Origin of the sequence: Mycobacterium sp. E2699 (assembly GCF_001666745.1) — a bacterium.
Lineage (GTDB): Bacteria > Actinomycetota > Actinomycetes > Mycobacteriales > Mycobacteriaceae > Mycobacterium.
Window position 1 is genome coordinate 304,373 of sequence record NZ_LZJH01000055.1, and the last position, 12,603, is coordinate 316,975.

General features: G+C 68.4%; 11 protein-coding genes and 1 pseudogene. 9 read left to right on the top strand and 3 right to left on the bottom strand.

What is annotated here, in order from left to right:
- Positions 1-55 precede the first annotated feature (55 nt).
- On the top strand, positions 56-484 hold the full coding sequence (locus A5696_RS08840) for a CBS domain-containing protein (protein WP_067876660.1): 429 nt from the start codon (positions 56-58) through the stop codon (positions 482-484).
- A gap of 101 nt (positions 485-585) precedes the next feature.
- Here A5696_RS08840 and A5696_RS08845 read toward each other — a convergent pair whose 3' ends face one another.
- Complete coding sequence (locus A5696_RS08845) at positions 586-1,188, bottom strand: type II toxin-antitoxin system PemK/MazF family toxin (RefSeq protein ID WP_067876473.1); 603 nt, start codon at positions 1,186-1,188, stop codon at positions 586-588.
- Between the two features lie 35 nt (positions 1,189-1,223).
- Between A5696_RS08845 and lepA the strand changes: the two are divergent.
- The 3 genes and pseudogenes from lepA to A5696_RS08860 all read left to right on the top strand — a co-directional run bounded on the left by lepA (position 1,224) and on the right by A5696_RS08860 (position 4,861).
- Positions 1,224-3,191: pseudogene (gene lepA / locus A5696_RS08850) on the top strand (translation elongation factor 4).
- On the top strand, positions 3,191-3,949 hold the full coding sequence (locus A5696_RS08855; protein ID WP_067876479.1) for a sensor domain-containing protein: 759 nt from the start codon (positions 3,191-3,193) through the stop codon (positions 3,947-3,949). The pseudogene lepA and the gene A5696_RS08855 overlap by 1 nt, the downstream one beginning before the upstream one ends.
- 144 nt (positions 3,950-4,093) lie before the next feature.
- Positions 4,094-4,861 carry a sensor domain-containing protein gene (locus tag A5696_RS08860; protein ID WP_067876482.1) on the top strand — a complete coding sequence of 256 codons (768 nt, stop codon included), beginning with the start codon at positions 4,094-4,096 and terminating at the stop codon, positions 4,859-4,861.
- A gap of 22 nt (positions 4,862-4,883) precedes the next feature.
- On the opposite strand, the gene A5696_RS08865 is transcribed toward A5696_RS08860, so the two are convergent.
- Both A5696_RS08865 and A5696_RS08870 read right to left on the bottom strand, forming a co-directional pair.
- Positions 4,884-6,935 (bottom strand): glycoside hydrolase family 15 protein, encoded by a 2,052-nt coding sequence (locus tag A5696_RS08865; protein ID WP_067876485.1) that lies wholly within the window; start codon positions 6,933-6,935, stop codon positions 4,884-4,886.
- 59 nt (positions 6,936-6,994) lie between these two features.
- On the bottom strand, positions 6,995-8,248 hold the full coding sequence (locus A5696_RS08870) for an FAD-dependent oxidoreductase (protein ID WP_255381174.1): 1,254 nt from the start codon (positions 8,246-8,248) through the stop codon (positions 6,995-6,997).
- A gap of 54 nt (positions 8,249-8,302) precedes the next feature.
- Between A5696_RS08870 and A5696_RS08875 the strand changes: the two genes are divergently transcribed.
- The 5 genes from A5696_RS08875 to A5696_RS08895 all read left to right on the top strand — a co-directional run bounded on the left by A5696_RS08875 (position 8,303) and on the right by A5696_RS08895 (position 12,602).
- Positions 8,303-8,497, top strand: coding sequence for a hypothetical protein (locus tag A5696_RS08875; protein ID WP_067876490.1), 195 nt, complete (start codon positions 8,303-8,305; stop codon positions 8,495-8,497).
- Positions 8,498-8,786: 289 nt separating this feature from the next.
- Positions 8,787-9,833, top strand: a complete 1,047-nt coding sequence (locus A5696_RS08880; protein WP_082956468.1) for an extracellular solute-binding protein — start codon at positions 8,787-8,789, stop codon at positions 9,831-9,833.
- Positions 9,830-10,684, top strand: a complete 855-nt coding sequence (gene cysT / locus A5696_RS08885) for a sulfate ABC transporter permease subunit CysT (RefSeq protein ID WP_067876493.1) — start codon at positions 9,830-9,832, stop codon at positions 10,682-10,684. Before A5696_RS08880 ends, cysT begins: the two co-directional genes overlap by 4 nt.
- Positions 10,681-11,493 carry a sulfate ABC transporter permease subunit CysW gene (cysW, locus tag A5696_RS08890; protein ID WP_067876496.1) on the top strand — a complete coding sequence of 271 codons (813 nt, stop codon included), beginning with the start codon at positions 10,681-10,683 and terminating at the stop codon, positions 11,491-11,493. The genes cysT and cysW overlap by 4 nt, the downstream gene beginning before the upstream one ends.
- Positions 11,494-11,513: 20 nt before the next feature.
- The gene (locus A5696_RS08895; RefSeq protein WP_067876498.1) at positions 11,514-12,602 is read left to right on the top strand and encodes a sulfate/molybdate ABC transporter ATP-binding protein; all 1,089 of its coding nucleotides are present in this window, start codon (positions 11,514-11,516) and stop codon (positions 12,600-12,602) included.
- Position 12,603 lies beyond the last annotated feature (1 nt).

Below are 12,603 nucleotides of genomic sequence, written 5' to 3' on the forward strand. Positions count from 1 at the left end.
GCGCGAATTGGCCGTAACCTGGTGTGAAGCGGATCACAACCGGCTGGAGGCCCTCATGCGGATTGCGGACGTCTTGCGGAACAAGGGCGCGGCGGTGGTGACGATCAACCCCGAAGCAACCGTCAAGGAGTTGCTCGCCGGCCTCGCCGAGCAAAACATCGGCGCCATGGTCGTGGTGGGCGACGAGGGGGTCGTCGGCATCGTCTCCGAGCGCGACGTCGTGCGCCAACTGCACACGCACGGCGCCAGCGTGCTGTCCCGGCCTGTCTCGAAGATCATGACCTCGACCGTCGCCACCTGCTCGAAGTCCGACACGGTCGACTCCCTGAGCGTGCTGATGACCAAGAACCGGGTGCGCCACGTGCCGGTGCTGGACGGCAAGAAGCTGATCGGCATCGTCAGCATCGGTGACGTGGTGAAGACCCGGATGGAAGAACTCGAGGCCGAGCAGCAGCAGCTGCACTCCTACATCACGCAGGGCTGATTGCCCGCCCCCACATCACGCCCGCACGGCCGCCCGGCGGGCTGAACCGTCGTTTCGCTCGCACTTTTCTCGACGTGGTGACGCGCTCGGCGAAGCGCCGGCTAGCTCCACGCGTACTCCGCGCGCAGCCGGGCGGCGACGATGTCGAAGATCTCGCGGTCCAGGATGGCGCCTTCGCGGCGGATGCCCTCCTCGGGCACGTCGAGCACCCGGTCCAGGCGGACCCAGCTTTCCCTGCCCTCGTAATCCCAAGCGCCGGCGCCGATCCCGACCCAGTCGCGATCACCGGCGTGGCGCTCCTGGCTGGACACCATCAGCCCGAGCAGGACGCGCCGGTCCCGACCCACGACCAGGACCGGTCGGTCCTTGCCGCGGGTGGGATCGTCCTCGTAGACCACCCACGTCCAGACGATCTCCCCGGGATCGGCCCGACCGTCGAGGTTCGGGGCGTAGACCAGCTTGCGCGCCCGCTGGGCGGTCGGGAAGCTGGCGCTGGTCACCGGCCGTCCGGCGGTGACCGCCGCGGGGGGTTGCGGCGCGGCCGCGGCGATGACGTTCGCGGTGATCTTCACGGCCTGCTGGATCTCGCGCAGCACCGTCTGCGAGTTCTGCACGTGCCGGGCCAGCCGCGGGGCCCGGTCGAACACCAGGTTTTCCGCGAACCGCTGAAACGTCTTCCACTGAGACTTTCGGGCGGACGGCATATTCGCAGCATAGACGCGGGCGGCCGGGTCCGGCTGTGTCCAAGTAGGTCCCGCACACCCCGCCCAGATACCCTGGACATACTCGCGGGCCGCCGCTCAAGCGGCCACCAGCAGGCCCAGACCAGGAGATTTCCATCAGCAGTTTCGCCGACAAGACCTTCACGCCGCCGGCGCAGATTCGGAATTTCTGCATCATCGCTCACATCGACCATGGCAAGTCGACGCTGGCGGACCGGATGCTGCAGCTCACCGGCGTCGTCGATGAGCGGTCGATGCGCGCCCAATACCTGGACCGGATGGACATCGAGCGCGAGCGCGGCATCACGATCAAGGCGCAGAACGTGCGGCTGCCCTGGCGGGTATCCGGCGGCCAGGACGCCGGAAAAGAATTCGTCCTGCACCTCATCGACACCCCGGGCCACGTCGACTTCACCTATGAGGTGTCGCGCGCGCTGGAGGCCTGTGAGGGCGCCATCCTGCTCGTCGATGCGGCCCAGGGCATCGAGGCCCAGACGCTGGCCAACCTCTACCTGGCGCTGGACCGCGACCTGACGATCATCCCGGTGCTCAACAAGATCGACCTGCCGGCCGCCGACCCGGACCGCTACGCCGGCGAGATCGCCCACATCATCGGCTGCGAGCCGGGCGATGTGCTGCGCGTGTCCGGCAAGACCGGCGAGGGCGTGCCCGAGCTGCTCGACGAGGTGGTCCGCCAGGTGCCGCCGCCGCAGGGCGACGCCGACGCGCCCACCCGCGCCATGATCTTCGACTCGGTCTACGACATCTACCGCGGCGTGGTCACCTACGTCAGGGTGGTGGACGGCAAGATCACGCCGCGCGAACGCATCGCGATGATGTCGACGGGCGCCACGCACGAACTGCTCGAGGTCGGCATCGTCTCGCCCGAGCCCAAGCCCAGCGACGGCCTGGGCGTCGGGGAGGTGGGTTACCTGATCACCGGCGTCAAGGACGTCCGCCAGTCCAAGGTCGGCGACACTGTGACGACCGCCCGCCACGGCGCCACCGAGGCGCTGACCGGCTACCGCGAGCCCAAGCCGATGGTGTACTCGGGGCTGTATCCGGTCGACGGCTCCGACTACCCCGACCTGCGCGATGCCCTCGACAAGCTGCAGCTCAACGACGCCGCGCTGACCTACGAGCCGGAGACGTCGGTGGCGCTGGGCTTCGGGTTCCGCTGCGGCTTTCTGGGCCTGCTGCACATGGAGATCACCCGCGAGCGCCTGGAGCGCGAGTTCGACCTGGACCTGATTTCGACGTCGCCCAACGTCGTCTACCGCGTCGTGAAGGAAGACGGCTCCGAGGTCGTGGTGACCAACCCGTCGGACTGGCCGGAGGGCAAGGTGCGCACCGTCTACGAGCCGGTGGTGAAGACCACCATCATCGCGCCGAGCGAGTTCATCGGCACCATCATGGAGCTCTGCCAGTCTCGGCGCGGCGACTTGGGTGGCATGGATTACCTGTCGCCCGAACGGGTGGAGCTGCGCTACACGATGCCGCTGGGCGAGATCATCTTCGACTTCTTCGATTCGCTGAAGTCACGCACCCGCGGTTACGCCAGCCTCGATTACGAGGAGGCCGGCGAGCAGGAGGCCGACCTGGTGAAGGTCGACATCCTGCTGCAGGGCGAGGCGGTCGACGCGTTCAGCGCGATCGTGCACAAGGATTCGGCGTACGCCTACGGAAACAGGATGGCCACCAAGCTCAAGGAGCTCATTCCGCGCCAGCAGTTCGAGGTGCCGGTGCAGGCCGCGATCGGGTCGAAAATCATTGCGCGCGAGAACATTCGGGCGATCCGCAAGGACGTGTTGTCCAAGTGCTACGGCGGTGACATCACCCGTAAACGCAAGCTTCTGGAAAAGCAGAAGGAAGGCAAGAAGCGCATGAAGACCATCGGCCGGGTCGAGGTGCCGCAGGAGGCTTTCGTCGCCGCCTTGTCCACCGACGCGGCCGGGGACAAATCCAGTTCGTCAGGCAAGAAATAGTGCGGATCACGGGCGTGGCGGCGGCATTGGCGGTGATCGCCGCGTTGGCGGTGGGCTGTGGTGGAGTGGTCGGCGGCACCGCAAAGCCGGCGCCGAATCTCAAGCCCCGACCGCTCACCGGTGCGACCGTCAAGCAGGTGCTCCTGGACGGCGCGACGCTGTCGCGGATGCTCAGTCAGCCCTTCGTCGCCCGCAACCCGGCTGAGTCCGGCGGCCCCGAAATCCTTTACCACAAGGACGAAACGGTGTCGCCGGCCGATTGCCTGGGCGTGACCGCGATGCTGCAGAAGAGCGTCTATCAGCAGGCTGACGTGAAAGACGTCGCGTCGGAGTCGTGGTGGAACAACGGCGAACCCGCGCAGGTGCTCACCGTGATCGAGGGCGTGGTCACGCTGCCCTCGGCGGCGGAGGCCAACGCGCTGTTCGGGAAATTCTCGCAGCAGTGGCAGCAGTGCGCGGGCGCGACGATGACGGAACAAACCGGCCCGATCAGCACGACGAACGCCATCAGCGACGTCCGCGTCGCCAATTCGGTTGTCGCCGCGACCAATACCGCGACATCGACACTGCCGAACATGCCGCCCCTGCGGCCCACGCCCCAGGCGCGAGCGATCGGGGTCCAGCTGAACTGCCTGGTCGAGGTCGAGGTGGTGTTCTTCGGCGAGCGGCGCCCTGCCGACCCGGGATCGGGCAACGTCGACACCAGCGCCATCGACATCGCGCACGCGATGATGGACAAGGTCAACGCCCTGAGCTGACGTGGCTCTTGAAAAGAGCCTGAGACATAGCTGGCGGTGCGCTGTGGTTTCGGCGTGGCGACGGCGACCGCGTCGGCTCGAATCTAAACTGCGGGTGAACACGGACGCAACACGGTTGCGTCGTCAACGAATGCCCATGACCCCATGAAGATTCGCTCGTTTGTTGCAGTCCCGCTGGCGGCGATGACGCTCGTCGCCGGCTGCACCGCCACCGTCGGCGGCGCGGCGATACCGGCTCCGGATGTGACGCCGCGACCGCTGACCGGCGCGACCGTCGGTCACGTGCTGCTCGGCGACCGGGCGTTGTCGCGGATCGTCAAGCGATCCTTGAACATCGATCCACGCTTTCCGCCGCGGTTCGGCGGCGCCGAGGAATTGCAGGACGACGCAACGGCTTTGCCCGACGGCTGTCGCGGCGTCGCGTCGATGCTGCAGCAAAGCGTCTATCGGTCCGCCGATGTGAAAGAGGTCGCGGTCGAGACCTGGCGGCACGCCGCCCCGACCCCGGATGTGACGGGCGTGACGGAGGGCGTGGTCAGCCTGCCCACCGCCGCCGACGCCGGCGCGCTGTTCGCGTCGTTTTCCCGGCAGTGGCGGGGATGCGACGGCGCGGTGACGTCGTTGCCCGGCGGCGTGTTTCGGCTCAAGGGCAAGATCACCAACGTGCAGGTCTCGAGTTCCGTTCTCGCGGCGACCGTTTCGATAGGCTGGACGTCTGGCAGCGCGGAGCCGGAGGCGGATTCCATCCCGGCGGCGCGGGCCATCGGGATCCGCGGCAACTGCCTCATCGAGGTCGAGGTCGACTTCTTCGACGGCTCGAGCGCATCGGGGTCGGCCAATCCGGGCAACCTCAACGGCACCGCTGTCGACATCGCGCGCGCCATGATGGACAAGATCGGCGCGCTGATCTGACGTCGGCTCGCCAATGGCCTTGCTACATGGGGGCGTTGGCGGGCTGGAAGCCCCCGGTGCTGTCGGCCTCCTCCTCGGCCCGGATCACGTGGACCACGGCGTTGATCAGAGCCAGGTGGGTGAACGCCTGCGGGAAGTTGCCCAGGTGCCGTCCGGTGCGCGGCTCGATCTCCTCGGCGTAGAGGTGCAACGGGCTGGCGTAGGAAAGCAGCCGCTCGCACAGCCGCTTGGCGCGGGCCACCTCGCCGATCTCGACCAGCGCGGACACCAGCCAGAACGAGCAGATGGTGAACGTGCCCTCCTCGCCGGACAGGCCGTCGTCGGTCTCCTCGACCCGGTAGCGCAGCACCAGGCCTTCCTCGGTCAGCTCGTTGGCGATCGCCAGCACGGTGTTGCGCACGCGCGGGTCGTCGGGCGGCAGGAACCGGGTCAGCACCACCAACAGCAGTGAGGCGTCCAGCGCGTCGCTGCCGTAGCGCTGGGTGAACACCCCGCGCGAGTCCACCCCGTGCTGGAGGATGTCGGCCTTGATCTCCTCGGCGATGGCCCGCCACTGCTGGGCGTAGCTCTTCTCGCCCTGCCGTTCGGCGAGCTTGGAGCCGCGGTCGAGAGCCACCCAGCACATCACCTTCGACGACGTGAAGTGCTGCGGCTCCCCGCGCACCTCCCAGATCCCGCGGTCGGGCTCGCGCCAGTGCTTGATCGCCTCTTCCACCTGCTTCTTCAGCACCGGCCACAAGGTCTCCGGGATCTGCTCGCGAGACTTGGCGTGCAGGTAGAACGAGTCCAGGATCGAGCCCCAGATGTCGTGCTGGACCTGGTCGTAGGCGCCGTTGCCGATGCGCACGGGCCGGGCGTGGTCATAGCCGGACAGGTGGTGCAGCTCGTCTTCGACGAGGCTGCGCTCGCCGCCGACGCCGTACATCACCTGCAGCGGGTGGCGCTCGTTGCTGTTGGCGCCGGAGACGTCGGCGATGAACGCGAAGAAGTCGTCGGCCTCGCGGTCCAGTCCCAGGGTGTAGAGGCCCCACAGCGCGAACGTGGAGTCGCGGACCCACGCGTAGCGGTAGTCCCAGTTGCGCTCGCCGTGCGGCGTCTCGGGAAGCGACGTGGTGCTGGCCGCCAGCAGCGCGCCGGTGGGCGAGTACGTCAACCCTTTCAGGGTGAGCGCGCTGCGCTGCAGGTATGCCCGCCACGGGTGGTCGGGGAAGTTGCCGATGTTGATCCACTGCCGCCAGCACTCGGTGGTCTGCCACATCCTGTCGGCGGCCTCTTCGTACGTCTGCGGCGCCGGGTGCTTGGTCCAGCTCAGGGCGACGAAGATGTCGTCGCCCTCCTTCATCCGGGTGCGGGCGCGCGCCTCGCGGCCCTCCAGGCCGATGCGCAGGTTCGTGGTCAGCCGCAGCGTGGGGTGGGCGTCCGGTTGCCTGCTGGCGCGCGCGATGGCCTCGCCGTAGGCGTTGGCCGAGTATTCCCAGGTGGAGCCGACGCGGTGGTAGTCGAACGCCGGCTCGCAGCTCATCATCAGCTCGACGGTGCCGCTGACGCAGCGCACGGTGCGCAGCAGGATGTGCTCGGCGTCCCAGTCCATGGGGGTGCGGCGATGGGTCCGCGACCGCCGCTCGATGTCGTGCCATTTCCCCATCACAAGCGCGTCACGCACGATCAGCCACCCGGTGTGGGTCTGCCAGGTGGTCTCCATGATCAGGCTGCCCGGGAGATAGCGGCGCGCCGACGGCACCGAGACGCCGTAGGGGCCGAGCCGGAAATGGCCGGCGCTGCGGTCCAGGATCGCGCCGAACACGCTCGGGGAATCGGGCCGGGGCACGCACAGCCATTCCACCGACCCGGCGGGGGAGATCAGGCACGTCGTCTCCCAGTCGGAGAGGAACGCGTAGTCGGCGATCGGCGGGAACGGGTTCCGCAGCGACGCGCTGTGCACGAGCGGCTCGGGCGCATTGAAGTCGATCGGCGAGGGCAGCACCGCTTCGGGCGCCGTGTCGAACTCCTCCGGCCGGGCCTCCGGGGAAGCACCGTCGGCCGGCTGGTCGGCGGGTTGCGCGTGCAGAACCATCCCGACATCATCGACTGTCAACCTGCCCGGCGTCCAATGTTCGCACCGGATGTCGGGTTTTAGCCGGTGCGCCTGGCGTAGTGGGGCACGTGCTCGGGCAGCGGGCCGATCGCCACCAGGTAGCCGATGAACCGCCGCAAGGCCACCGTCCGGCTCACCACGCGCACGGCTCGGGGGGCCGCCGCGGCACCGCCGGACACCGCGACCGCGATGACGTTGGCGTGGATCATGCGTTGTGCCGCTTGCAGGATCGCCGTCGGCAACCAGCGCCGCGCCTGCACCCGCGCCAGCTGCCGGGTGGACACGCGCCCTTGCCGCAATGGGTGGGCCAGGATGCGGGCCGCGGCCACCGCGTCGGCCACCGCCAGGTTGATGCCGACGCCACCGACCGGCGACATGGCATGCGCCGCATCGCCGATCAGCAGCACCCCGTCCGAATACCACCGGCGCAGCCGGTTGAGCTGCACATCAAGGAGTTTCACGTCGTCGAAGGACGTCAAGGTGTCGACGCGGTCGGCCAGCCAGGGCACCATGCCGATCAACGCCCGGTGCAGCGCCTTGATGCCCTCGGCTCGCAGCGCGGCGTCGGTGCCCTTCGGGATGATGTAGGCGATCTGGTAGTAGTCGCCGCGGTCGATCGTTATCGTCGCGTGCCCGGAGCGCAGCACGCCGGCCAGTCCGCTCGGATCGTCGGGCCGGCGCGGCAACCGGAACCACCACACGTCCATGGGCGCGCCGAAACTACGCGGTGTCAGCCCCACGGCATCGCGCACCGTCGACGAGCGGCCGTCGCACGCCACGGTCAAGACGGCGCGCATTTCCCCGGTTTCGCCCGTCTGGTCGCGGTAGGTGACACCGACGATCCGCTTGCCGTCGCGGAGCACGCCGGTGACCTCGGTGCTGCGCAACAACCGGAAGCTCGGTTCGGCCTCGGCGGCGGCGGCCACCATCTCGAGGAAGTCCCACTGCGGCACCAGGGCGATGTGCTGGTGGGCGCCCGGCAGCCGGGTGAGGTCGAGGCTCACCGGTGTGTTCTGGATCTCCATCCGGACGCTGTCGACCAGGCGGTGCGGAAGCCGGGCGAACCGCGGGCCCAAACCGAGTTCGTCGAGCAGCCGCAACGTGCTCGCGTGCACGGTGTCGCCGCGGAAATCACGCAGGAAATCGGCGTGTTTTTCCATCACCGTGACTTTTACGCCGGCCCGCGCCAGGAGCAGGCCGAGGATCATGCCCGCCGGTCCGCCACCGGCGACCAGGACGGTCGTCGCCTCGGCCGCGGCCGATCCGGCTGGCGGGAAAGGCTCGGGACTCACCGCCCGATCCTGGCACATTGGTTTGAACGTGCCGGTGCGAATAGGCTGAGCCCGATGAGCGCGTTCCTGAACTGGTGGGACGGCAACGAGCTGTGGCTTTCCGGCCTGCCGTTCGTGCTGCAGGCCCTGATCGTGATGCCCATCGTCCTGGGGGTGGCCTACGGCGCGGCGACCCTGCTCGACGCCCTGCTCGGACGCGGCATCAAGTTGATGCGGCGCATCCGGCGCGCCGACGGGGCCTCCGGGTAAGCGCATGCCCCGGTCACACGTGACCTTGATTCTGATCGCGCTCGTCGTGCTGGTGATCGTCGCGTGGCTGGTGACGCACTGAGAAGACGGGCCCAGCGAATCCTGTTAGGCTTCGCGACATGCACGTGGCATCCGGCGTTTTCGCATGCGCCGTCCTCGCGCACTGTTGTCGCTGACTCCCAAACCCGTGTGCGGTCTGGTCCTGAGTCGTGAACTCGCCTGCATTGCTCAACCCCTTTCCGCCGCAACGGGACGCCAACCGCTAAGTCCGCGCACCGAAAGGCCACCAATGCTCAACGACATCGCCAGCGCCCCGCGCCGGCGGGTTGCCCGGTGCGCCGGGGCGCTCGCGCTGATCGCCGGTGTCGTCGCCGCCTGCGCGGGCGGCCCCAGCGACGTCGTGGGGGGCAGCGGGCCGGGCAATGCGCACACCAGCATCACGCTGGTCGCCTATTCCGCCCCAGAACCCGGCTGGAGCAAGGTGATTCCCGCCTTCAACGCCTCCGACGAGGGCAAGGGCATCCAGGTGATCGCGTCGTACGGCGCTTCCGGCGACCAGTCACGGGGCGTGGCCGAGGGCAAGCCGGCTGATCTCGTCAACTTCTCGGTCGAACCCGACATCACCCGGCTGGTCAAGGCCGGCAAGGTTTCCAAGGACTGGAACACCGACGCCACCAAGGGAATCCCTTTCGGGTCGGTGGTGACGCTGGTGGTGCGCAAGGGCAATCCGAAGAACATCAAAGACTGGGACGACCTGTTGCGGCCCGGTGTCGGGGTCATCACGCCCAGCCCGTTGAGTTCGGGGTCGGCCAAGTGGAATTTGCTTGCCCCCTACGCCGTGAAGAGCGAGGGCGGCACCAACGGCCAGGCCGGCATCGACTTCATCCGCAAGCTGGTGAGCGAACACGTCAAGCTGCGGCCCGGATCGGGACGGGAAGCCACCGACGTCTTCGTCCAGGGCAGCGGCGACGTGCTGCTGAGCTACGAGAACGAGGCGATCGCCACCGAGCGGGCCGGCAAGCCCGTCGAGCACATCAACCCGCCGCAGACCTTCAAGATCGAGAACCCGGTGGCGGTGGTGACCACCAGCTCCCACCTGAACGCCGCCGTCGCCTTCAAGAACTTCCAGTACACCGCCGCGGCGCAACGGTTGTGGGCGCAGGCGGGCTTCCGCCCGGTCGATCCGGCCGTCGCCGCCGACTTCCGCAACCAGTACCCGGCGCCGGCGAAGCTGTGGACGATCGCGGACCTCGGCGGTTGGGGGACAACGGATCCGCAGCTTTTCGACAAGAACACCGGCAGCATCACCAAGATCTACACGCAGGCCACCGGATGACGGCCCTGGTGACCCCCGGCCCCGCCGCGCCCGCGCCGTCCCGCCCGCAACGTGCCCGCGGACCCGCAACCACGTCGCTGCGCGTCGGCGTTGCGACGCTGTGGCTTTCGGTGATCGTGCTGCTGCCGCTGGCCGCCATCGCGTGGCAGGCCGCGGCGGGCGGCTGGCACGCCTTCTGGATCGCGGTCACGTCCAACGCCGCGCTGGAGTCGTTCCGGGTGACGCTGACCATCTCGGCCGGGGTGACGGTGATGAACCTGATCTTCGGCCTGCTGATCGCATGGGTGCTGGTGCGCGACGACTTCTTCGGCAAGCGGCTCGTCGACGCCATCATCGACCTGCCGTTCGCGCTGCCGACCATCGTGGCCAGCCTGGTGATGCTGGCCCTGTACGGCAACAACAGCCCGGTCGGCCTGCACCTGCAGCACACCGCGTGGGGGGTGGCGGTGGCGCTGGCCTTCGTCACGCTGCCCTTTGTGGTGCGCGCCGTTCAACCGGTGCTGCTGGAAATCGACCGGGAGACCGAGGAGGCGGCGGCGTCGCTGGGCGCCAACGGCCCCAAGATCTTCACCTCGATCGTGTTGCCCTCCCTCACGCCCGCCCTGCTATCGGGTGCGGGGCTGGCGTTCTCGCGCGCGATCGGCGAGTTCGGGTCGGTGGTGCTGATCGGTGGCGCCGTCCCGGGCAAGACCGAGGTGTCCTCGCAGTGGATACGGACGCTGATCGAGAACGACGACCGCACCGGCGCCGCCGCGATATCGATTGTGCTGCTGGCTATTTCTTTCGTCGTGCTGCTCGTCTTGCGGATCGTGGGCGGGCGTGCGGCCAAGCGTCAGGAGCTGGCCGCATGACGTCCTCGCCCAGGGTTCGCTACCTGATCCGATTCGTGGCGCTCGCCTACATCTTCGTGTTGCTCGTCGTTCCCGTGTCGTTGATTCTGTGGCGGACGTTCCGGCCCGGCGTCGGCCAGTTCTTCGACTGGGTGAGCACGCCGGCCGCGATATCGGCGCTGAACCTGACGCTGCTGGTGGTGGCGATCGTGGTGCCGCTCAACGTGGTGTTCGGCATTCCGACCGCACTGGTGCTGGCGCGCAACCGGTTTCGCGGCAAGGGGGTGCTGCAGGCCGTCATCGATCTGCCGTTCGCGGTGTCACCCGTCATCGTGGGCGTGGCGCTGATCCTGCTGTGGGGGGCCGCCGGCGCCTTCGGATTCGTCGAACGCGACCTCGGGCTCAAGATCATCTTCGGGCTGCCCGGGATCGTGCTGGCCAGCATCTTCGTCACCCTGCCATTCGTGGTGCGCGAGGTGGAGCCGGTGCTGCACGAGCTGGGAACCGACCAGGAGGAGGCGGCGGCCACCCTGGGTTCGAGCTGGTGGCAGACGTTTTGGCGGATCACGTTGCCGTCGATCCGGTGGGGTCTGACCTACGGCATCGTGCTGACCGTCGCGCGCACGCTCGGCGAATTCGGTGCGGTGATCATCGTGTCGTCCAACCTGCCGGGCCGATCGCAGACCCTGACATTGCTCGTCGCGGACCGGTACAACCGCGGGGCCGAATACGGCGCGTACGCGCTGTCGACACTGCTGATGGGGGTGGCCGTGCTGGTCCTGATCTTCCAGCTGGTTCTCGACGTCCGCCGGGCACGAGCGACCAGGTAAGCGCGACAAGGAGACTCGTGATGACCGACAACCCGCCCGAGCGCGGTGGCGACGCGATCATCGTGCGCGACGCGTACAAGGCGTACGGCGACTTCGTCGCGCTGGACCATGTGGACTTCGTGGTGCCGAAGGGCTCGCTGACGGCGCTGCTGGGGCCCAGCGGTTCGGGCAAGTCGACGCTGCTGCGGGCCATCGCCGGCCTGGACCAGCCAGACAGCGGGACCGTCACGATCAACGGTCGCGACGTCACCGGGGTGCCGCCGCAGCGCCGCGGCATCGGCTTCGTGTTTCAGCACTACGCGGCGTTCAAGCACCTGACCGTTCGGGACAACGTGGCGTACGGGCTGCGAATCCGCAAGCGCCCCAAGGCGGAGATCAAGGAGAAGGTCGACAACCTGCTCGAGGTGGTGGGGCTCAGCGGCTTTCAGACCCGCTATCCCAACCAGCTCTCCGGCGGCCAGCGGCAGCGCATGGCGCTGGCCCGGGCGCTGGCCGTCGACCCGCAGGTGCTGTTGCTCGACGAGCCGTTCGGGGCGCTGGACGCCAAGGTGCGCGAGGACCTGCGGGCGTGGCTGCGGCGCCTGCACGACGAGGTGCACGTCACCACGGTGCTGGTCACCCACGACCAGGCCGAGGCGCTCGACGTGGCCGACCGGATCGCGGTGCTGAACAAGGGTCGCATCGAGCAGGTCGGATCGCCCACCGAGGTCTACGACTCGCCGGCGAGCGCGTTCGTGATGTCGTTTCTGGGCGCGGTCTCCGAACTCAACGGCGCGTTGGTGCGTCCGCACGACATCCGCGTCGGCCGCAAGCCCGACATGGCCGTCGCCGGCGGGGACGGCACCGCGGAATCGATCGGGGTGGTGCGCGCCAAGGTCGACCGGGTGGTCGCGCTCGGTTTCGAGGTGCGCGTGGAGATGACCAGCGCGGCCACCGGTGGGGCCTTCACCGCGCAGATCACCCGCGGGGACGCCGAAGCGCTGGCATTGCGGGACGGTGACACCGTCTACGTGCGAGCCACCCGCGTCCCGCCCCTGCCCAGCGACATCGCCGCTTCGGGGGTCGCCGGGGGCGCCGACACCGACCGGAGCACCTTGACGTCGGCGTGAG

What these genes read in the sequence shown, in the direction of transcription:
- A5696_RS08840 (WP_067876660.1), top strand. Translation starts at nt 56, where the DNA reads ATGCGGATTGCGGACGTCTTGCGGAACAAGGGCGCGGCGGTGGTGACG.
- A5696_RS08845 (WP_067876473.1), bottom strand. Translation starts at nt 1,188, where the DNA reads ATGCCGTCCGCCCGAAAGTCTCAGTGGAAGACGTTTCAGCGGTTCGCG.
- A5696_RS08860 (WP_067876482.1), top strand. Translation starts at nt 4,094, where the DNA reads ATGAAGATTCGCTCGTTTGTTGCAGTCCCGCTGGCGGCGATGACGCTC.
- A5696_RS08865 (WP_067876485.1), bottom strand. Translation starts at nt 6,935, where the DNA reads ATGGTTCTGCACGCGCAACCCGCCGACCAGCCGGCCGACGGTGCTTCC.
- A5696_RS08875 (WP_067876490.1), top strand. Translation starts at nt 8,303, where the DNA reads ATGAGCGCGTTCCTGAACTGGTGGGACGGCAACGAGCTGTGGCTTTCC.
- A5696_RS08880 (WP_082956468.1), top strand. Translation starts at nt 8,787, where the DNA reads ATGCTCAACGACATCGCCAGCGCCCCGCGCCGGCGGGTTGCCCGGTGC.
- cysT (WP_067876493.1), top strand. Translation starts at nt 9,830, where the DNA reads ATGACGGCCCTGGTGACCCCCGGCCCCGCCGCGCCCGCGCCGTCCCGC.
- cysW (WP_067876496.1), top strand. Translation starts at nt 10,681, where the DNA reads ATGACGTCCTCGCCCAGGGTTCGCTACCTGATCCGATTCGTGGCGCTC.
- A5696_RS08895 (WP_067876498.1), top strand. Translation starts at nt 11,514, where the DNA reads ATGACCGACAACCCGCCCGAGCGCGGTGGCGACGCGATCATCGTGCGC.